The organism is Bifidobacterium subtile (assembly GCF_000741775.1).
Taxonomy (GTDB): Bacteria; Actinomycetota; Actinomycetes; order Actinomycetales; family Bifidobacteriaceae; genus Bifidobacterium; species Bifidobacterium subtile.
Window position 1 is genome coordinate 608,775 of record NZ_JGZR01000006.1, and the last position, 20,521, is coordinate 629,295.

The following is a 20,521-nucleotide window of genomic DNA, read 5'->3' on the forward strand; positions in this document are numbered from 1 at the left end:
AGGCTGCATCCCATACGACTCGCCGTCGCAAGAGATGCCTGTTCTGCTGATTTTGGCGCGGCTGCTGCCACCAACCGCGCGAACGCAGTCCAGTATAGCGCTGAGCCGGACGGGGATCGCGGTTTACGGCCGGCCTGAACCGCAGCCAAGGCCTCTGGGACCCAATGGCGTGGGTATGACAGGCATCGTTCATAGTGTCTCCATTAGCTGTAGTGGATTTCCGCATGCGCTGAAGTCTGTCTCCCTTATCCGCAGTGCTGGATCCCGGCTGAGCTTCCTCAAAGCCCGTCAGCAGGCCTGTCTCCCTTATCCGCAGTGCTGGATCATATAGACCGTGCCTACGATCGAGGTGTTGCCGTGATTTTGGGACGTTTCCTGCTCGGGAGTGCATCGATTTGGCGCTGCAGAGCAGGCGGACACATGACTGGAGCGCCGGAAAACCACTACAGATAAGGCCGGTAGGCCAGGATTGAAGTTCTCCTCATATGCATCGGCGCACCACGTCGCAGTTGCGCGGCACAATAGGGCGTATGACTCAAGCTGAAACCGCAACCCAACCACGACCCGCCGCCGAAGGCAGGCCCGAACTCCCTGAAAACGTCCGCGTCCGATTCTGCCCGTCGCCCACCGGCACCCCGCACGTCGGCATGGTGCGCACCGCGCTGTTTAATTGGGCTCAGGCACGCCACAGCCACGGCACCTTCGTGTTCCGCATCGAAGACACCGACGCCGTGCGCGACAGCGAGGAAAGCTACAACCAGATTCTCGACGCGCTCAAGTGGCTCGGCATCGACTGGGACGAGGGCGTTGAAGTGGGCGGTCCTGACGGCCCGTACCGTCAGTCCGAGCGCAGCGCGATCTACAGTGATGTCGCCCAAAAGCTCTTGGACGCCGGCTATGCCTACGAATCGTATTCGACCTCCGACGAGATCGAGGCGCGCAACCTCGCCGCCGGCCGTCCGAAGGCCTTTGGCTACGACGGCTACGACCGCGATTTGACCGAGGAGCAGAAGGCCTCCTTCCGCGTCGAGGGCCGCAAGCCCGCGCTGCGTATCCGCATGCCCGATGACGACGTCGCCTTCGACGATCTGATTCGTGGGCGCATCGAATTCAAGGCCGGTTCGGTGCCGGACTATGTGATCGTGCGGCCGAACGGCGATCCGCTCTACACGCTCACCAATCCGGTCGATGACGCGATGATGCGCGTCAACGTCGTGCTGCGCGGCGAGGATCTGCTCAGCTCCACCCCGCGCCAGATCGTGCTCTACCGCTACCTGATCAAGCTCGGCGTGGCGAGCGAAATGCCGCTGTTCGGCCATATGCCGTATGTGATGGGCGAAGGCAAGAAGAAGCTTTCGAAGCGCGATCCGGAGTCGAACCTCTTCCTGCACCGCGAGAACGGCTTCATCCCCGAAGGTTTGCTCAACTATCTGGCGCTGCTCGGCTGGTCGATCGGCCCCGACCGCGACGTGTTCTCCATGAGCGAGCTGATCGAGCATTTCGACGTGCGCGACGTGAAGGCCAACCCGGCCCACTTCGACATCGACAAGGCCATCGCCATCAATGCTGAGCATATCCGCATGCTGGAGCCGCAGGACTTCCTGAATCGTTCCGTGCCCTACCTGCATCGCGACGGCGTGGTTTCGGCTGACTCGTGGGATGAGCTCACCGACCGCGAACGGGAGATTCTGAGCGCTTCGGCCGAACTGGTCCAGCCGCGCGTGCGGCTGCTCGGCGAGGTGTCGGGCATGGTCGGCAGCCTGCTGAGCGACGCGGAATACCTCGAACCTGAGGCTGACGCGCGCAAGCAGCTCAAGGATTCGGCAGCCGATGTGCTCGGCAAGGCCATCGCCGCATTGGAGCCGATCGAAGAATCAGCTTGGACGACCGACAATCTGCACGAGACGCTGACCCAGGCGCTGGTGGAGGATGGCGGCTACAAGCCCCGGCTCGCCTTCGGCCCGGTGCGCGTGGCGCTGTCCGGCCGCCGCGTATCCCCGCCGTTGTTCGAGTCCATGCAGATCGTCGGCAAGGCGATTACCGTGGCGCGGCTCAAGGGGCTGCTCGCGCAGCGGTGAGGGGATGACGGGGCCTGCCTATGGTATGGCGTTTCCTAAAGGCTGCCGCAGCGGCCGGGAGGGATTGGCGACTCTGTCTTGTTTCTGACAATAAGCCTCCATTAATGGCAGAAACAAGACAGACTATGGTCAGCTCTGTATTGCATCTGACATTTGACGCTGGAAACTGTCGCAAACAAGACAGAGCCAGGTAGCGCCGGTATGTTTAACGATTCGGCGGCGTCTCATATTCCGTGTCCGTAGGACTGGTGTGGTAGCCGTCCAGCCGTAGCTCAGCCGGAGGCTTGACGGTGCCCTTGTCACTGTCCTTCGCAGCCTTAGTGGCTGCTCACCTCACCTACGGGCAACGCACTGCGTTGCCCGCTTAACGGTTCAGCCTCGTGCCCTTGGTGGGCACTCGGTCGAGCCTACGAACTGACGATGCCGTTGGCATCGTCCTTCGGCTCCTTGGCGGAGCCTCACTTCGCCTACAGGCAACGCACAGCGTTGCCCGCTTAACGGCTCGACACGCCGTCTTGCGCTTGGTGGCGGATGCCGGTATATTTACATGCTGTTGCCTGAAAGGGTGACGAATAATTTAAGCCTCCATCGTCTAGCGGTCTAGGACTACGCCCTCTCACGGCGCCAACACCGGTTCAAATCCGGTTGGAGGTACGAAGACGCTGTAACTGCTCGCAGCTGCAACGCCTGCCAATTGGGGTATGGTGTAATTGGCAACACGGTTGATTCTGGTTCAATTGTTCTTGGTTCGAGTCCAGGTACCCCAGCGATAGCCCGAAAATGGCTTGATTCCAACGAAGATCAAGACCTGATTCGGGCTTTTTTGTATAGACCAATGTATAGACGAGATATGATGGTCGCATGGGCAGGGCAAAGGACATCAGAATCTTCACCACCACCGTGCACGGCAGGACGCGCACATGCGCCAGACTGGAAATCACCCGGCACGGCGAGGCGCGCCGATGGGTGCAGGGATACGGCACCACCGAGGGCGAGGCGAGGGCGGCGCTGCTGTCCAACATGAGCCTCGCCGCGACACGCACGAAACGGGCGCACATCTCCACACCCACCATCAAGGCCTTCCTACCCACATGGATCGAGCACTGCCGCGCCTCGGACACGCAGCCGCAGACCATCACCAAGTATCAGCGGGACATCGAACGGCACATCATCCCATATACCAACGAGCCGCTCGACGCATACGACACGGAGACGTTGCGCGTGATCTTCTACACGACACTGCCGAACCACGGCATCGGGGACTTCGCACGCCGCCACACCCACACCGAACTCAAACAAATGTTCGCCTACGCGGTCGAGAAGGGCGTGATATCCGACAACCCCATGGAGGGCGTGCCCAAGCCCAAAGCGAAGGCGCAGGCGGGACGCAAACTCGACCAGAACATCAGCCGATGGATAACGGGGGCACGATGGGTGCTCGACTGGCTCGAACCGCCATCGTGCCCCTATCACGACATGTACTGCCTCGTGCTCCTCACCCTCAACGGCCTACGGCGCAGCGAGGCGATGGCACTGCAATGGGAGGACATCTGGGGCGAGAACACGCCGAACCAATGCACCATCCACGTCATGCACCAGATACAACGCCACAGCAAGGCATCGGGACTATCGGGACTCTATCTCACGGACGGCACGAAAAACGGCGATGACCGCACCTTCAAAGCCCCCGAAAGACTACGCAGGGCACTGCTCGACGTGCAACAGCAAGGCAGGAAGGGCGTATACCTCTGGGAAAGAGACATCATCAACCTCAACCCCCACGACCACGCATGGTCGCACACCAGCGTAGACCGCAGATGGCGCGAACTGCTCGAAGCCTTCTACAAGGAAGTGCAACCCAACTTCAAACCCGGCAAAAACGACTACTGGCGACTGCACGACAACCGCCACATCTGCGCCTCACGCATGGCACAGGCAGGAGTAGACCGCAAAGCAGCAGCGAAAATCCTCGGACACCTCGACACCGAAATGACCTCCTACTACACACACGCCACCCAGACCGAACTCGACTCGGGACTCGGGGCAATGGAAAAATACCTCGGATAGTCTCTTCCTTACAAGTGGAACAACGCTGTTCCACACTCTCGCAGATGTTCCCGCACCCGTGTACAGGCGTGAGCCTTGCCCAAAATCATCCCAAAATCGCCTTTTGTTAGATAGGTGATATGGATGAGGTTCCTCACCCATATCACATAAGGAGAAAGAAGGATGACTAAAAAAGATACCATCGATATCAGATTGGAAATCGCACGCAAGGCAAGACAGCACTTGAGGGTCATGAGTGCCGAGACCGGTGCAACCATGAGCGGTATAGTCGAGGATTTGATAGAAACGCAGTGGGAGCAGAGCGGACACACCGCCGAGTATTCCGCACGCTATGCAGGCACCCACGTATACACAACCCACGCCGAGGAACGCAGAGACCTTGTTATAGAGATGCACCACGGTGGGATGAGCGCAGAGCAGATAGTGGAGTCTCTACCGCATCATCTGAAGGCCACGCACAGTGTGGTGGAGCATATCATCAGTGATGATGATTCAGACCTCGTAGAGCAGATGCGCACGGGGGCATGACATGATGCATGAAAAAATAACCCAGGCAAAACTGAAAGCAAGAACGATGGGTGTAGACCCTGAACTACTTACCGCAGTGGAGCAGACCTATGGCGCAAAAACTATCGAAGAGTATGTACACAACTACAGCGTGAGCACATACCCCACCATGCACGAATACCTCGAAGATTTGCTCATGCCACTCGACGGCATCATAGGGCTACACGATGAATCACAACTACAACAGGAGAAAGGAAATGACAACAGCAACAACAATCAATGACATCACGACATCTGCATACATAGCAGACCTCACGGGAGTGTGGAGCGCCCTCGTGCAACACTACATAGGACCAGCCATTATAATCATCACCGGATTTTTTGCAGTGATGTATCTCGTAAAACGAGAAATCCGCCCGATGCTCGTGTTCCTCGCGCTTGCCGTCATCGCGGCAGTGGTGGTGTATGCAGCACCCGCACTACTCGGACAAAATAGCACGCTTGTTCGCAACGGTGGCGAACTTGTGAAGCAGGTCAACTAGGGGGGTGCAACCATGCAAGGATTCCACTATGCAACAGAACTGTATGGAGTGTATGGGCAGTCCGCAGTCAACACCGCCTTCCAACGGTGCATTGCTTTCAGAGGGCAGACATACTCGATGCATGATGCTACCGGTCGCAAGATTGGCACAGGCACGCAGACACCATCACCCACCACCACCGCCATACCCGAGCGCAACTGGGGTGTGTTCATCGAAAACGTCAAGATGATGCACAGGTAGCAGGGTCGGTAGCATGTACCGGTGATACCCCACACGAAATCGTGTGGGGTATTTTCTTTTACGCCAAAAAGAAAAAATAAGAAATAAAATCCATGCGCCAGCAACTTCATTCCCGCTGCGCATTACCATCCACTCAAACAGTGTGTTATTGGGCGAGCGAGTATATCTTGGGAGGCTTTGCCGACACGCCCCAATGTAAGCATGGATTCTTCTGGATTCATCGTCATTGTTTTTTTATTACTGTTTTTGTGTGTGGCTCTCGAAACCACCACGGCATGAGGCACGGCGCTACAGCAACGACCTGGGCAACGCCGCGTTAAACGCCTCACGTATTTGACGCTCCAGATGACGGTGAAATGGCGTTGATCGCGTTTTGTTAGATGACATATGACGACGCCAGAGCGGTGTCATCATATAACGCCGTATCAACGGCAGAGGAACGTCAATCATGAACGACATCAAGAGAACAAGACCAAGGACAGCAGCACAGGCAATGGGGTTGAAACCGCCGACCATACCGATACAGCATATCGAGAATCATGAGGCACCGGCACATGCCAAGATGGCGGCATTGGGTAGAAGGTCGGCGGCCATATCAGCCGACGAACGCGAAGAGAGGCGCACACGAGTATTGGACTTCCTGCAGCAGGTGCGGGTAGCCACGCGCAGGGACATAGACAGGGTATGTGGCTACCCGACAGGGGTCAGCCACAACCGCGTGCTGGAGACCCTTTACAAGCGCCGACTTGTCGAAAGAATCGAAAATATTGATTCCTCGCAATCGCTGTATGCGCTCACAGCGCGTGGCGATGACTTCGCCACCGCGCCCATTTCGCTACCCCCGATGACAACATTCGAGTGGCAGAACGCCACGCAGCAGGAGCACAAACTTGGGATAAGCGCGTTCATGAGCGTGATGCTTTCACCCACCCCCATACCGCGCGCAATGGGAAGCCAACGCATACAGGAAGCCTTGCATGATGGACACTATGCGCTCCTTGGCGAACCCCTCATCAACCATTCGTATGCGGAACAGTTCGGCAAGAGAAATCTCCCCGACAACGAGCAACTGGACATGCTGTACTCCAAGCCGGAGGATGGCGCAGGAGCAGTGAACCTTCTCTACTCGCAGGCATGGTGGTATATGATTCCACCCTATATGCAGGGACAGGAGGCTGTGCGTATCGACATGGTGGATGACAACGGCACCCCACTATCACAGCAGGAACTCACCGCCACGCTCATGAGAAGGCACCCCGCAGACGCGGTGTTGGCACCCGTGAGCATGAAAGATGGCGCGGCGGTTGCGATAGAGGTAGAGCGCTACGCGAAGCCATCAGCCGACTATGTTGCCACCATGAACAGGTATGGCAGTGTCTTCGGCAGGAAGCGATTCGGCGCGGTCATATGGGCATGTGCAACCGGGCAGATACTCAACTCGGTCATCAACGCGGCGGAAAAAACCGGCACCAGCAAAATGGTGTACGCATTCGTCTACGACACTGGACGGCATGGCTCATTCCTCAAAGGCACAGAGTTCAACGTGCAGTGAGTCAACTAATCAACTCCCAGTAATGCCCCTGCAACTAATCAAGTTGCAGGGGCATTATACATATAAATGAGAATATTGCAACTCCGTTCGCCATATGATAAAATATATATTATACGACTTATCGAGATACGACACGCCGTAGAAAGGAAAATCATGAGTAAAAACAAGTTAAAGGTCATGAAGGGTATGGATGACTTACCAATCGAGTTTCTCACAGAGTCTGCAGCCTCAAAGATGACGGAATCCAATCCATTCGATGATATGCAGGTTGGGTTGTGGAACCGATTGTATATTGCAAAGAGGCTACTACCAATAGCCTTTGAGGATACTCTTTACCCAAACTTTGACGATGAGTTTGCGGATTACATAGACGATGAGGATGAGCGATATCTAAGCGTCTCAAAAGCAATAAGATTAGCGAAGCACATCACAGGATGCTACAACTTCAACTGGAAGCAAGCCATGCTCACACTCTCATATCACAGCATTCCACCAGTAGATATATTCAGGGAAAAAGACGATATCGACAGCACGTTATTTCCCATAATCCCCTATGATGTTTTTTGGAGCATCCTTGAAAATCATCTCTATGAAAGCCACCACATAAAGCGTGATTACAACTACAACTATACAAAAATGCCAAAAAAGGGGAACGGAATACCCGACCCAATGAGTCTCGAAAACTCCACAAACCAATACCTTGATCAGTTAAGGAACTACTATCGTGGAGTCTGATATCAGAACACCCCACACGCAATGTGTGGGGTGTTCTTGTGTACATGGGTCAGCGGTTCAACAGCCTATCAAAATCATCATCGGTGAAACCCGAACCATCCATGCGCGTGCTGCTCGCGCTGCTTGCAGCACGCTTCCACGACGGGGCAAAACCCGGCACACCATTCACGCCGCCATCATTACGTACACCCTTCATTGCGTCCTCACGCGAAGCGTATGGGAGAGCAACATCAGGTGTGGCCTTCTCGAAGACGATGCCATGCTCGAAACGTCTCAATAGCGGGTCTTTGCGCTCACTCAGATTGGGGTACTGCTCTGATAGCGGTATGTTGGCGGAAATAACTACCTTCGTCCAGCACGCCCAAGCGTGGCTACCCTTGATGTTCGTATCATATGGGTATGAGTCGAGTATGGTGATGAGATCATTAAACCGCAGATCAGACCTGAAATCATCCAATAATAGGACTTCTTGCCCCTTGTAGTTGTCGAAGGGAAACGGCTTAGAGAGTTTTGTCTTGAACACGTTTTTGCGTCCATAAAGGTCGAGTACTTCCCCCGTCTTGTGCACCTCGGTGGGTCCCCAGATGTAATCCACAGATAAGGCGCGATGAACTCCATCAGGGAGCAGTAAGCCGCGGTCGGTGTTGCCAAAGGTCTCTTCTTCATGTGCTTCCGTGAGGTCAAGAATCTGCTGCTTGTGTGTCAGTGCCCACGCCCGGTATTCAGGGTCGCGGACGAAATCAAGATAGTGCCAGCCGTCCTCAATCTTGGTGTTGAGGTAATCGTAGATATCCTTCCGGCGCTCCTCCTGTGGGGTTATCTCCATGCCCGGCACGTCGTCGCAATGTCCAATGCTATACGGTCCAGAGATGTGAGTGCGCTCTTTTGAGACGTATTGGCGACATGCGTCAATCACTTTTTTCGCTGGTTCTACGTGAGCGTCCGAAAACATGCCGCGTACCTGCGTACCTGTGGCGCGGCTCTTATAGACCGCCAGCGTTTGATAGTGTCTGTATCCTGTATGGCTTCCCGCTTCCTCGCTGAAAATGGCGGCGTAGCATCCAGATTCGAGTGTGTCTTTTACCTCGTCGATGAGATGTTTTGACGCGGGTATTGTCAGCATCCATGCGGTTGCTCTGACGTTATCCACGGGTGGCAAGCGTTTGGTATGCTCGGGATTCTTGATGTTGTATGCCTTAATCGGGTCTGCCTTGGCGTGCCATGCGGCAGCGGATATATATGATTTCATCGTTTCACTCCTATTTTGTCGAAATCGGTAGTGAAAGGTGAATATCGGATGAGCGGCTTTATGGGCTGTTTTTGTGGTTTTATACGGGATTTCCGTGTCAGTGGGTGGCACTGGAAAAATCAGTGAAACCATTGCCACCAGTGGGCACTGACCGGGATATGCGGAAAACGATTGGGGTGGCATTACGGGGTGGCAGGGTGGCACTGGAAATCGAGAGTCAGTGCCACCCATTAGCCCTACTGTCGTAAGGGCTAACGGGTGGGTGGCAGAGGTGGCACTGGACAGGCGTAATACTATGGGACGGGATTTTCCCGTCCCATACGATGCCGCTTCGCGCCATCGTCGCGCCTGTCCAGTGCCACACATGTACACATGCCAGCCTGGCATCACGGCATAAAAATGAACCCCACGGGAGTGAATCGCGTGAGGTTCTGATTTCGACAAGATAGTAATATCAAAACGAGCAGTTAACTATCACCCGTACATGACACCGAGGCTATCACCATGACCAAGCCCATACGCCACCCCGAGAGCGGTGTATACATGACACTCGAAGCGCTCTCACGAGAGAGCAGCATAAGCATCAGCGCCATACGAAAAGCCCTTCGAGAGCACCGCGTGGAGGGTATCAAGGATAGTGAGGGCAGATGGCTCATACCCACAGACGCTCCACTCGCACACACATGGCTCACAGGAGAGACACCAGACGCGCTACTGCAGCGGCTTGTATCCATAGAGCGACGGCTTGAAAGGCTTGAAAATAAGCAATGAATCTTGAACGCTATTACACCCCACCCGAAATCGCGGCAAGGCTGATATCTCTCGTAGAACCCTCGGCATATGCCAGCATCATAGAACCCAGCGCAGGTGATGGCGCAATACTCAAAGCCCTGAAATCATGCGGCACAGCACTACCACCAGTGTATGCATATGACCTCGCACCAGCAGCCGAGGGCATACAGACTATGAACTGGTTGGAACCCAGAGATGCATACGGGAACCCACGGAAAAATGTGTACATGCCTATGAGAGAGAAAGCGCAACGGTGGCACCACAGTCTTGTGATTGGAAATCCCCCATTCTCTCTCGCAGAAAAGTTCATCCGAGAAAGTCTTTTCGCGGACACCATCGCTTTCATCCTCCCAAAATCGTTCATGAAATCCGGCCACGCAGAACGTATCATAGGCGCTCACCATCATGTGCAGACCATCGAAGAAGTCCCCGAAACAGCAAGATACAGGCTCCCAGACGGGCTCAAAACGTATGTGCCTACATGCATATGCATTTTTGAGTGGCAAGCCACAGCACGCCAAGAAACACATACCACAGAGTGTGAAAACTTCTCATTCGTAAAAGACCCATCAATGGCGACTTTTGCCATCATACGAGTGGGTGGCAAAGCCGGTACAGTGCTCACACTCGCGGAATCCGCCACATACAGTCGTGAAACCTTGCAGTATGTAAATGGCGATTCAACAGCATTCTATGAGTGTCAGGGAGAGATGCAGCATATAGCAGCGATAAGTACCGGTGCAAAAATCATCAATCAACGCGAAATCAGAGAAATCATCGCCCGCTCAGAATCGACGGCAAGCATATGAACGGCAATCACCGATCAAATGCACTACATGAAAACACAGAATCGTAAAAAACCTTGATTGCGGGTAGAGACACGAGAGAAAGCAAAAAACTGCTCAGAATCGATGTGAGAACTTATTCCTCATCTGAAATCCCTGTTAATGAAATCATCCAGTTTAACCAACTCAGCACTGTACTTGCTCTTCGAACTACCTGACCTTCACCACAAACCTTTCTCCACCTCATCCAGTCCTCTATCTTTTTTTGGTCGGGCAACTCACCCGTTCTATATATGTCTATAAAAAAACTTTGAAATATTTCATGCTCGAATATCTGTGCGACAAGCGCTAACTGCCTATCCTGATACCTCATTTTGAATATTTCTCTTCCACGACCTGTGAGAGATATAACTCCTCGGATAGGTCTGTAGAACAGCCCTAAATAAATACCCGCATCAGCATAGTAAGTGGACTGCCTTGGATCAAACTCCATAGACTCCGCAACCTCTTGCATATTCATATTTTGAACAGCAAGATGTTCAAGAATCGCAATAACTCGATCCATTGAGTTTGCTTGAATAAATGGAACACTATTACCATCCATCTTGTCATCAGTTCGGATGCAAGTATTGACTAATGTGGCGTGAATATCTTCCAAAGTAATAGTGGTATCTTGCAGAGAATAGTTTTTCACACCAAGCAGTTTTATAGAAGAATAATCATTCTGAGAATCAAAGCCATACTCAAATAGCCTAAAAATCTGATTTGTATATTGCGAAAAAATCAGTCTGATGGGTTTATCAACCTTTCCAGACCACAAACGATACGGGTAGTAGAGTTGCCTCACAAGAAAATCATTATGCGGAACGTTTTTCGCTTCCATGACAACAACCGAGTTATCAGTTTCGAAACCACCATCTATCTCGAGCTGTGCATTTTGAACATCGACTTGTAGTGCACCGCCACCGAACCTATTAATATTGAATCCAAACTCACCCGATCCCATTCTCCCGTTGAAGGTTTCGACTGTTTTCTCACCAAGAAAGTCATCTAATATTCCCGATAACTTGAGTGCATTGATGGCGTTTGACTCAGAAGAAATATGCTCGATATCAATACTTTCATAGTGAGGAAGTCTGACCTGTGTCATCTCTTTGACGGGTTGGTCTAAGGATGGCAAAGGTTCATAGAGCAAAACATCAGATACGATGTATGCTGAACGGCTCACTGGAAGTATGTTGAGGTGTTCTGACTTAAGTGGTTGAGGTAGATAATCCTCAGAATCCCACTTTGCCATCAACCTGGGCTCTCTATACTCACGTATGTCGTCAGCGGTAAGAATGACGCTACCGGAATCACTAACTTTATCGGGTATTGAATACTGCTGTATTAACTTTTGCCACGCCTCTGTTGGAGGCATATTCTTCTTAGCCACTTATCAGTACCTCGTTAATCTCACCCCTGTGATTGCCTTTGGAGTTAATCGCTCTCTTCGCCTTCACAGTCCTTATACGAAAATGCTGATCTGAGTATAGATCTCTTATTGCTTCGCAATCACTATTTGACTCCAAAAAGTGGATTCCCTTAGAAACGAGTTCATCACACTTATTTTTGAGCCTGACCTGCTCACCATAATCAAAGCCGCCCTCGGTGTACCCGGTGAAAGCAGAAGTCTCAGAAAGCGGCATGTAAGGCGGGTCCAAATAGACGAATGCACCACGCCTCAGTCCCTTTAAAGCCTTGGCATAATCACCCTGCATGAGAGTAATCTCATTCTCTCGAAAATAACGTGATACTGCTCTAATGACCGGCTCTTGGATAATTGAGGGGTGCTTGTATTTGCCGTATGGAGCATTGAACTGTCCTGCTGCGTTTACCCGGTAAAGTCCGTTGTAGCAAGTCTTATTCAAATATATGATTCGTGCTGCTCTCTCTACACTCGAAAGTCCAGCATAGCCAGATTCTCTATCAAGCGCTCTGATTGAGTAGAAATAGTCGGCAGTGTTCTTTTCTGCATGTTCCTTCAACAAAGACAACAAATCGTCTGGATTGTCTTTTATACATTGATACACATTGATAAGTTCACTATTGAAATCATTGAGGATGGCTTTCTTCGGCTGCTTGGAGAAAACAACTGCACCTCCACCAACAAATGGCTCAACATAAGTTGAAGCCTTGGGTATAAGAGGCGTAATCTCATCCAGAAGTTGACGCTTCCCACCAACCCATTTCAGGACTGGTCGCACAAGAATATTTTTCCCACGCATCAAGCCTCTCCTCCTTGCCACCAACACACAACAACAAACAGAACAAATGTTCGAACAACTAAAGTCTAACTGAACCAGTCTATATAACCCGCTGATACACGCTAACGAGATTATGAAAGTTTTAAGCAGGACGCCTGCAAAGAATAAAGGTCGCCAGATAAAGCCGCCATTGCAATAATTCTCACAATCGTTGCAGTATCATTACAAATCCATAATTCGTATATGTATAGACAAATGTATAGACTCTATAATGAGCAGCGAAATAACGTTATAATAACAGTATATTTGTTGAGTCCAGGTACCCCAGCAAATACACCGCGAAAGCCTCCTGCGATTTACGTCGCAGGAGGCTTTCGGGTATTCCGGCGCAGCGACATTTCGAGGCTCGCTGCACGAACCGCACATAATCGGTGTTGGGTTATAGGAACAAACGTGTTGGTTGTGTTTGGGGTTTGGCTTTGCGGCTGTAGGCGTGTCGGGGTGCTGTTTTTTCGCGGGGAGAATAGGGGGCCTGCCGGGTACTGCTGAGTCGGGTGAGAACTCGATCCGGGAGAGCGAGGAAGTGCCCGCTGTGCGGCGGGCCGATGCAGAAATACGGGCGTGCGGCGTCTGGCCGCCAGCGTTGGAGGTGCCGGGCATGCAAGCTGAGCATGGTCGCCGGGAACGGCGGCGCCCGGCGGGTGCGCGAGCTGGAGTCGTTCGTCTCCTGGCTGCGGGGCGGGCGTACGCAGGAGGAGTGCGGCGGGCGCGGCTTCCGCAAGCGCGTCGCGTGGTGCTGGCAGGTGGAGCCGCTCATGGAGTTGCCTGCGACGAGGCGGCACGTGCTCATGGCGGACGGCACCTACATCTCGCACGGCCACTGCCTGCTCGTGCTGATGGACGGCGTCACGGGCGAGGTGGTGCGCTTCCGGTGGTGCGCGCATGAGACGATCGCCGCCTGCCGCGCCCTGTTCCATGGCGTGCCCGCCCCCGACGTATTGGCCGGCGACGGCATGCGCGGCATGGAGACGGCCGCCCGGGCCGAATGGCCGGACACCCGGCTGCAGCGCTGCCTGGCGCACGTGCAGCGCGACACGCGCCGCGACCTGACCATGCATCCCGGGAGCCAGGCGGGGCGGGAGCTCAGAAAACTCTCATTGAAGCCCGCCAGAGTCGGGACGGCCGAGCAGGCGGCCCAATGTGTTTTTAGTCAAGTTGGTTTTTTGTGGTTGGTCACTTATTTTTTTCGGGTTTCGGCGTGGAGCGTGCTGTTGGTTATTGGTTGTGGATTTCCTTGCCGAACATGAGGGCTTCGCTCACGCGCCGGCTTGGTCCGGTGAATTCGATGAGGCGGCCGTGGTGGACGATGCGGTCGATGATCGCGGCGGCGAGTTTGTCGTCGGCGAAGATCGTGCCCCATTTGCTGAACTCGATGTTGGTGGTGAAGATGATGCTTCTTCTCTCGTAGCTGCCGGTGATGATCTGGTAGAGGAGTCTGGCGCCGTCGATGTCGAAGGGCACGTAGCCGAACTCGTCGAGGATGATCAGGTCGGCGCGCGCGAGGTCTCTGAGCAGCGCGTCGAGGGCGCCGTCGCGTTTGGCCTTGCCTAGCTGGAGCACGAGCTCGGCGGTCTGGTGGAAGCGCACGTTCATGCCCTGGCTGATGGCGATGATGCCGAGCGCGGTGGCCAGGTGGCTTTTGCCCCGTCCTGTTTTGCCGTAGAACACGAGGTCCTGCGCCTTGCCGACGAAGTCCAGGCCGGTCAGTTGATTTCTGGAGTATCCGTCGGGCAGCTTCACGTTCGTGAAGTCGTAGCCTTCGATGCTTTTGACGACGGGGAACCTGGCGCGGCGCATGAGCCGCTCGTGTTTGGCGGCCTGCCGGTTGGCGAGCTCGGTCTCCAGCATCCGATTGATGGCTTCGGTCTGCCGGGGAGTGGCCCAATCGAGCGTGGACTCGATGGTGGCGCTTGATATGAACAGGGAACGTGCTCGCGTGCGGAGCAGGTCGGTGTCGGTCCTGTCGTTTTTCTGGTTCATGACGGCTCCTTGGCGAAGGCGATGTCGTATTCGTTCAGGTCGACGGGATCGTCGTAGGCGATGGACTCGATGCCGCCGGCGCGCCTGCATGCGGCGAGGCAGACGCCGGGGCGATCGGCGCCGCCGGTGGATTCGAGGATCTCGAGCATGCCGGCGACCGCGTGCTCCCACCCGCTTTCGTGATCCGCTGCCTTAAGCGTTCGCAGGCTTTCCCTGAGCGTGTCCTTGTCCTGGACGTCGAGCCATTCACGCAGCGGGTCCGGCAGCGCCTCACGGACCCGGCTGTTGGCCCACGCGTTGGGCTTGGCGCACAGAAGCTCGAGCTGGCGAGAGGGATCGTCGCTGCTGGTCGGCTTGTCGCCGTAAGCGCGCGGGTGCGTCGCGATATGCGCGCCTTTGGCGTCGAGTATCTCGATCCCGAGGGCGCGCAGGCCGACGATGACCTCGCGGCCGGCATGCTCGGGACCGGTCGAGTACCGGTGGCGTCCCTGAAGCGTGACCTGCCCGTACTTGTCCGTTTTCAATCGTTTCCAGGTGACCACGTCGAAGCGTTTGGACGGCAGGGGCATCAGCGCCTTGCGATCGTCCTCGAACAGGCCCGCCTGCCCTTCTCCTTTCCTGTAGTGCTCCCTGTCTCCCAACGCGAGGCAGCGTTCGGGCAGGCGCTCGTTGAAGCTTTCGATGTTCCATACGCTCGGCACCGGCACGAACAGTTTCCGTCTCACGGCCCCGACGCGAGCCTCGACCCCTCCCTTCTCATGGCCGGAATACGGGTTGCAGAACGAATACTCGAACCCGTAATGGGTCTGGAACGCCTGGAACAAGCGGGTCAGGCGGATCCCGTCGAACCGTTTGCGCCCCACGCCCGCGGCGTTGTCGTACACGATCCTGACGGGAACCCCGCCGAGCCATTCGAAGATATCCGATAATGCCTGGCACGTGCACTCCGCGTTCTCTGCCGGCATCAGCTGGCTCAGCCCGATATTCGAATACGGGAAATCAAGCACGAAATGACGCATGCGCGTCACCGAGCCGCGATACCGGACATCGACCTCGCCGAAATCGGCCTGGCATTCTCCCGGATGCCACACCAGATCCAGAAACCCGCTCTCGCGCTCGAACGCGAACTCGCGCTTGAGCTGCGCGACCTTTCTGGTCACCGTCGACAACGAGACCTTCACCCCATGCTCGTCTCGAAGCCGCTCCCAGACCCTGGTCGCTGTATGCCGCTGCTTGCGCCACGTGACACGATCCTCGGCGAGCCACTGCTCGATGACAGGCGTCCACTCATCAAGCATCGAGGCCCGCCCCTTCCTGACCGGCGGCCTGGCCGACAGGTCATCGACCTTCAGATACTTGCGCACCGTCGGCTCGCTGACGCCTTCGGCGCGCGCGATCGAAGCGATGGACTCGCCCTCCCTGCGCCGACGACGGATAGAATTGATTCTGGACATGTTGATCATTGCCTTTCCGGCCCTCCTCGATAGATAACGAAGCACTACCAAGGTACAGCCCGACTATGGTCAGCATGCCCACGCCCAAACCCGAAAAAACTACCTGACCAAAACCACAAAAAACAATTGAACCAAAACAGTCCATACGGTCGCTCCCTCACGGGAGCGTGGATTGAAATGACAATAGGACGTAGTAATGGCCGTACTTTTGAGGTCGCTCCCTCACGGGAGCGTGGATTGAAATAACCTGATCTCGAAAGGAAAGCACGCATGAGCGGTCGCTCCCTCACGGGAGCGTGGATTGAAATGCCACGCAGCTCGCCATCGCCGGCGCCAGTGAGGTCGCTCCCTCACGGGAGCGTGGATTGAAATGGCCTGAACTGGCAGAACTGCGCGCGGATCGTATGTCGCTCCCTCACGGGAGCGTGGATTGAAATTCTCAGGCCAGTTCGATGGAGCAGCTGCGCGTCTGTCGCTCCCTCACGGGAGCGTGGATTGAAATGCTACCGGCCCTACCGCATAGGATTCGGTCACGGTGTCGCTCCCTCACGGGAGCGTGGATTGAAATCGTGGATTATCCGGCGAACGGTCCTTTGGTTGTTGTCGCTCCCTCACGGGAGCGTGGATTGAAATGTCGCTTACACGCTGAACGTGGACAGTCTGGCGGGTCGCTCCCTCACGGGAGCGTGGATTGAAATTGATGCAGTCGCAGTTGGATCAGGCGGCCCGCGTGTCGCTCCCTCACGGGAGCGTGGATTGAAATTTCCGGAGTCTCTGCGGGCGTTTCGGGCGTCACGGGTCGCTCCCTCACGGGAGCGTGGATTGAAATGCCGGAGTCATCAACAGCAGCATCGACACCGACTGTCGCTCCCTCACGGGAGCGTGGATTGAAATTCCTTGCTGGCAGTAAGTGCTGCCTTCGTCTCCGTCGCTCCCTCACGGGAGCGTGGATTGAAATCCTTGCCGGTTTTGCCGTCCTTCCACGAGTAGGGTCGCTCCCTCACGGGAGCGTGGATTGAAATTATATCGTCTCGAGAGGCGGAGGAACAGGTCAGCGGTCGCTCCCTCACGGGAGCGTGGATTGAAATATCTACGTCAGGCAAGAAGGGGGATACCGAGGAGGTCGCTCCCTCACGGGAGCGTGGATTGAAATTCGTCGATCATCCACTGTCTGCCGACCTTGTGCGGTCGCTCCCTCACGGGAGCGTGGATTGAAATATCCGCCGGGCGGTCCCTCCTCTTGCTCTTGTCGTCGCTCCCTCACGGGAGCGTGGATTGAAATACGATCACTGGTCATCACTAGCTCACTGCTGGCCAGTCGCTCCCTCACGGGAGCGTGGATTGAAATGGTTCAGGTGACTTCTTCTGCAATCTCGCCTCGTCGCTCCCTCACGGGAGCGTGGATTGAAATCTACCCCGATGCTGGTCAAGTACGTGGCAGCTGAGTCGCTCCCTCACGGGAGCGTGGATTGAAATCTATCGAAAGACGCTAGAGGCAGGCAGCGGTCCAGTCGCTCCCTCACGGGAGCGTGGATTGAAATGAGAACTCCTCCACCCAGTTATACACCATATTGGTCGCTCCCTCACGGGAGCGTGGATTGAAATGATGCGCCGTTTATGCTCGCGGTCATGCGGGCAGTCGCTCCCTCACGGGAGCGTGGATTGAAATTGGCTGAGGCTGGCTGTGCCATGGAGAACGACGAGGTCGCTCCCTCACGGGAGCGTGGATTGAAATTAAATTGAGGGCGTACACTTGTGGGTACTGATCTGGTCGCTCCCTCACGGGAGCGTGGATTGAAATAGAACGTAGACCGAGTCGATGTTTTCGAACGACGGTCGCTCCCTCACGGGAGCGTGGATTGAAATACATGGTCGAATGCGGTCAGATCGCCTGCTGAATGTCGCTCCCTCACGGGAGCGTGGATTGAAATCTGTTCTGGCGATGGCTTGCATGTGTTCGTGCGGGTCGCTCCCTCACGGGAGCGTGGATTGAAATTGCTCAATGCTCGCAAGCCGTGGGTTTGTCTATTGTCGCTCCCTCACGGGAGCGTGGATTGAAATGCGCAGGCCGGCACCATCGGAGCCGAGGGCGGCGTCGCTCCCTCACGGGAGCGTGGATTGAAATCGGGCGCTATCGGCGGGTTTTTCAGCGGGATCGGTCGCTCCCTCACGGGAGCGTGGATTGAAATGCCCAGAAGCAGGCGGACGCGAAAGCCAGAACCGTCGCTCCCTCACGGGAGCGTGGATTGAAATAAGACCACCGTGTCGCAGACGTATGACACGAAGTGTCGCTCCCTCACGGGAGCGTGGATTGAAATTCGAACCCGCCGTCAATGACCATTTCCTGCGCGGTCGCTCCCTCACGGGAGCGTGGATTGAAATGCGAGCGAGCCGATCAGGTCGACCGTCCTCCCGGTCGCTCCCTCACGGGAGCGTGGATTGAAATTCTGGCTGAGATTGCGGGATTCTTCAAGATCACCGGTCGCTCCCTCACGGGAGCGTGGATTGAAATGCGACCAGCTTGTCGGTACTGATCGACCCATCCGCGTCGCTCCCTCACGGGAGCGTGGATTGAAATCTCTGGCGGGAGTCGAACCCGCTCCGGCATGGAGGTCGCTCCCTCACGGGAGCGTGGATTGAAATGAAACCGGCATGCGCCAGGGGGAGCGGTTCGCCAGTCGCTCCCTCACGGGAGCGTGGATTGAAATCTGTTCTCCCCCACGCTGACGAACTTATCCGCGAGTCGCTCCCTCACGGGAGCGTGGATTGAAATCGTACGGCAGGCGAAGAAGGTGGCGGGCATCACCGGTCGCTCCCTCACGGGAGCGTGGATTGAAATAGTCCAGCAGGATCGTCACACGGACGCAGAAGGCGTCGCTCCCTCACGGGAGCGTGGATTGAAATTCCTTGGCGTGCGGGCGTTCTACGGCGACCATGGGGTCGCTCCCTCACGGGAGCGTGGATTGAAATATCTGCTCTTGATATTCCTTGGCTTTCGCAAGGGCGTCGCTCCCTCACGGGAGCGTGGATTGAAATCGAGCTTCGCCGCCAGAGTCGCCGGTGGCGCGAGTCGCTCCCTCACGGGAGCGTGGATTGAAATGACAGAGAGATGATACGAATGGATATATATCTGGTGTCGCTCCCTCACGGGAGCGTGGATTGAAATCTGCACCGCGAAATACCCCCGTACGCGCACCCAGTCGCTCCCTCACGGGAGCGTGGATTGAAATAACCTGATCTCGAAAGGAAAACACGCATGAGCGCGTCGCTCCCTCACGGGAGCGTGGATTGAAATAACCTCGCCCAAGTCGATGCCCAAATCCACCAGGTCGCTCCCTCACGGGAGCGTGGATTGAAATAACAGTCAATGCAGGAGGAGCTATGAGCGCCATAGGTCGCTCCCTCACGGGAGCGTGGATTGAAATTCATGGAGCGGGTAGGTACCGGGGATCCCGGCGGTCGCTCCCTCACGGGAGCGTGGATTGAAATCTTGAGCCATTCCGCAGCCCACGCGACGCCATGGTCGCTCCCTCACGGGAGCGTGGATTGAAATCGTATACCCATCAGCGTCACCCATGCTGCACACGTCGCTCCCTCACGGGAGCGTGGATTGAAATCCGCTCAAAATCGCAGAAGGCTTGGTCGGCAAGGGTCGCTCCCTCACGGGAGCGTGGATTGAAATTCGAACCATGCGAGCGGATACTTGGAGCGGGCCAGGTCGCTCCCTCACGGGAGCGTGGATTGAAATTCGACCGCTTGGAACTGGATCAAAACAACTGTTATCGTCGCTCCCTCACGGGAGCGTGGATTGAAATGCCAGCGCCAGTTGGGCCGCATCGTTCGTCTGGCGTCGCTCCCTCACGGGAGCGTGGATTGAAATTCCCGGGTCCACCGTCGTCTCATAGCTGTTTTGGTTCAATTGTTTTTTGTGGTTTTGGTCAGGTAGTTTTTTCGGGTTTGGGCGTGGGGCATGCTGACCATAGTCGGGCTGTACCTTGGTAGTGCTTCGTTATCTATCGAGGAGGGCCGGAAAGGCAATGATCAACATGTCCAGAATCAATTCTATCCGTCGTCGGCGCAGGGAGGGCGAGTCCATCGCTTCGATCGCGCGCGCCGAAGGCGTCAGCGAGCCGACGGTGCGCAAGTATCTGAAGGTCGATGACCTGTCGGCCAGGCCGCCGGTCAGGAAGGGGCGGGCYTCGATGCTTGGATGAGTGGACGCCTGTCATCGAGC

At 55.4% G+C, this 20,521-nt stretch carries 15 protein-coding genes, 2 tRNA genes, 2 pseudogenes and 1 CRISPR repeat array; of the genes and pseudogenes, 14 read left to right on the forward strand and 5 right to left on the reverse strand.

Features of this window, described 5'->3' with window-relative positions:
• The first annotated feature begins 530 nt into the window (after positions 1–530).
• The 10 genes from gltX to BISU_RS06955 all read left to right on the forward strand — a co-directional run bounded on the left by gltX (position 531) and on the right by BISU_RS06955 (position 7,721).
• A complete protein-coding gene (gltX, locus tag BISU_RS06910; protein ID WP_024463298.1) occupies positions 531–2,078 on the forward strand; it encodes a glutamate--tRNA ligase in 1,548 nt (515 codons plus the stop codon).
• 581 nt (positions 2,079–2,659) lie between these two features.
• A tRNA-Glu gene (locus tag BISU_RS06915) sits at positions 2,660–2,732 on the forward strand.
• A 41-nt stretch (positions 2,733–2,773) separates the two neighbouring features.
• Positions 2,774–2,845: transfer RNA gene (locus BISU_RS06920), tRNA-Gln, on the forward strand.
• Between the two features lie 94 nt (positions 2,846–2,939).
• Positions 2,940–4,145: a tyrosine-type recombinase/integrase gene (locus BISU_RS06925; protein WP_024463299.1), complete on the forward strand. Its 1,206-nt coding sequence runs from the start codon at positions 2,940–2,942 to the stop codon at positions 4,143–4,145.
• Positions 4,146–4,307: 162 nt separating this feature from the next.
• Positions 4,308–4,673 carry a hypothetical protein gene (locus BISU_RS06930; protein WP_024463300.1) on the forward strand — a complete coding sequence of 122 codons (366 nt, stop codon included), beginning with the start codon at positions 4,308–4,310 and terminating at the stop codon, positions 4,671–4,673.
• Between the two features lies 1 nt (position 4,674).
• Positions 4,675–4,935, forward strand: a complete 261-nt coding sequence (locus tag BISU_RS06935; protein ID WP_033502607.1) for a hypothetical protein — start codon at positions 4,675–4,677, stop codon at positions 4,933–4,935.
• On the forward strand, positions 4,910–5,194 hold the full coding sequence (locus BISU_RS06940) for a hypothetical protein (RefSeq protein ID WP_024463301.1): 285 nt from the start codon (positions 4,910–4,912) through the stop codon (positions 5,192–5,194). The genes BISU_RS06935 and BISU_RS06940 overlap by 26 nt, the downstream gene beginning before the upstream one ends.
• 117 nt (positions 5,195–5,311) lie before the next feature.
• The gene (locus BISU_RS13340; protein ID WP_264298191.1) at positions 5,312–5,434 is read left to right on the forward strand and encodes a hypothetical protein; all 123 of its coding nucleotides are present in this window, start codon (positions 5,312–5,314) and stop codon (positions 5,432–5,434) included.
• A gap of 448 nt (positions 5,435–5,882) precedes the next feature.
• The gene (locus tag BISU_RS06950) at positions 5,883–6,986 is read left to right on the forward strand and encodes a hypothetical protein (protein WP_024463303.1); all 1,104 of its coding nucleotides are present in this window, start codon (positions 5,883–5,885) and stop codon (positions 6,984–6,986) included.
• A gap of 153 nt (positions 6,987–7,139) precedes the next feature.
• Positions 7,140–7,721 (forward strand): hypothetical protein, encoded by a 582-nt coding sequence (locus BISU_RS06955; protein WP_024463304.1) that lies wholly within the window; start codon positions 7,140–7,142, stop codon positions 7,719–7,721.
• 49 nt (positions 7,722–7,770) lie between these two features.
• Here BISU_RS06955 and BISU_RS11640 read toward each other — a convergent pair whose 3' ends face one another.
• Complete coding sequence (locus BISU_RS11640; RefSeq protein ID WP_024463305.1) at positions 7,771–8,970, reverse strand: hypothetical protein; 1,200 nt, start codon at positions 8,968–8,970, stop codon at positions 7,771–7,773.
• Between the two features lie 767 nt (positions 8,971–9,737).
• Here BISU_RS11640 and BISU_RS06970 point away from each other — a divergent pair.
• Positions 9,738–10,571, forward strand: a complete 834-nt coding sequence (locus BISU_RS06970; protein ID WP_033502602.1) for an SAM-dependent methyltransferase — start codon at positions 9,738–9,740, stop codon at positions 10,569–10,571.
• 112 nt (positions 10,572–10,683) lie between these two features.
• On the opposite strand, the gene BISU_RS06975 is transcribed toward BISU_RS06970, so the two are convergent.
• Together BISU_RS06975 and BISU_RS06980 are read right to left on the reverse strand one after the other, a co-directional pair.
• A complete protein-coding gene (locus BISU_RS06975; protein WP_024463307.1) occupies positions 10,684–11,982 on the reverse strand; it encodes a type II restriction enzyme in 1,299 nt (432 codons plus the stop codon).
• Positions 11,975–12,814, reverse strand: a complete 840-nt coding sequence (locus BISU_RS06980) for a DNA adenine methylase (RefSeq protein ID WP_024463308.1) — start codon at positions 12,812–12,814, stop codon at positions 11,975–11,977. The genes BISU_RS06975 and BISU_RS06980 overlap by 8 nt, the downstream gene beginning before the upstream one ends.
• Before the next feature lie 533 nt (positions 12,815–13,347).
• Between BISU_RS06980 and BISU_RS13660 the strand changes: the two are divergent.
• A pseudogene (locus tag BISU_RS13660) lies at positions 13,348–13,452 on the forward strand (transposase-like zinc-binding domain-containing protein); the annotation flags it as partial.
• A 12-nt stretch (positions 13,453–13,464) separates the two neighbouring features.
• Complete coding sequence (locus BISU_RS06985) at positions 13,465–14,100, forward strand: hypothetical protein (protein ID WP_156100194.1); 636 nt, start codon at positions 13,465–13,467, stop codon at positions 14,098–14,100.
• Here BISU_RS06985 and istB read toward each other — a convergent pair.
• The gene (gene istB, locus BISU_RS06990; RefSeq protein ID WP_034532975.1) at positions 14,069–14,833 is read right to left on the reverse strand and encodes an IS21-like element helper ATPase IstB; all 765 of its coding nucleotides are present in this window, start codon (positions 14,831–14,833) and stop codon (positions 14,069–14,071) included. The two genes, BISU_RS06985 and istB, sit on opposite strands and share 32 nt — an antisense overlap.
• Positions 14,830–16,287, reverse strand: a complete 1,458-nt coding sequence (istA, locus tag BISU_RS06995) for an IS21 family transposase (RefSeq protein WP_081893761.1) — start codon at positions 16,285–16,287, stop codon at positions 14,830–14,832. Before istA ends, istB begins: the two co-directional genes overlap by 4 nt.
• 148 nt (positions 16,288–16,435) lie before the next feature.
• Positions 16,436–20,167: a CRISPR direct-repeat array (repeat unit 31 nt; unit sequence GTCGCTCCCTCACGGGAGCGTGGATTGAAAT).
• 166 nt (positions 20,168–20,333) lie between these two features.
• Here istA and BISU_RS12065 point away from each other — a divergent pair.
• A pseudogene (locus BISU_RS12065) lies at positions 20,334–20,521 on the forward strand (helix-turn-helix domain-containing protein); the annotation flags it as partial.

Coding starts and splice junctions, on each gene's coding strand:
- gltX (WP_024463298.1), top strand. CDS start 531: ATGACTCAAGCTGAAACCGCAACCCAACCACGACCCGCCGCCGAAGGC.
- BISU_RS06925 (WP_024463299.1), top strand. CDS start 2,940: ATGGGCAGGGCAAAGGACATCAGAATCTTCACCACCACCGTGCACGGC.
- BISU_RS06930 (WP_024463300.1), top strand. CDS start 4,308: ATGACTAAAAAAGATACCATCGATATCAGATTGGAAATCGCACGCAAG.
- BISU_RS06935 (WP_033502607.1), top strand. CDS start 4,675: ATGATGCATGAAAAAATAACCCAGGCAAAACTGAAAGCAAGAACGATG.
- BISU_RS06940 (WP_024463301.1), top strand. CDS start 4,910: ATGACAACAGCAACAACAATCAATGACATCACGACATCTGCATACATA.
- BISU_RS13340 (WP_264298191.1), top strand. CDS start 5,312: ATGCATGATGCTACCGGTCGCAAGATTGGCACAGGCACGCAGACACCA.
- BISU_RS06950 (WP_024463303.1), top strand. CDS start 5,883: ATGAACGACATCAAGAGAACAAGACCAAGGACAGCAGCACAGGCAATG.
- BISU_RS06955 (WP_024463304.1), top strand. CDS start 7,140: ATGAGTAAAAACAAGTTAAAGGTCATGAAGGGTATGGATGACTTACCA.
- BISU_RS11640 (WP_024463305.1), bottom strand. CDS start 8,970: ATGAAATCATATATATCCGCTGCCGCATGGCACGCCAAGGCAGACCCG.
- BISU_RS06970 (WP_033502602.1), top strand. CDS start 9,738: ATGAATCTTGAACGCTATTACACCCCACCCGAAATCGCGGCAAGGCTG.
- BISU_RS06980 (WP_024463308.1), bottom strand. CDS start 12,814: ATGCGTGGGAAAAATATTCTTGTGCGACCAGTCCTGAAATGGGTTGGT.
- BISU_RS06985 (WP_156100194.1), top strand. CDS start 13,465: ATGGTCGCCGGGAACGGCGGCGCCCGGCGGGTGCGCGAGCTGGAGTCG.
- istB (WP_034532975.1), bottom strand. CDS start 14,833: ATGAACCAGAAAAACGACAGGACCGACACCGACCTGCTCCGCACGCGA.
- istA (WP_081893761.1), bottom strand. CDS start 16,287: ATGTCCAGAATCAATTCTATCCGTCGTCGGCGCAGGGAGGGCGAGTCC.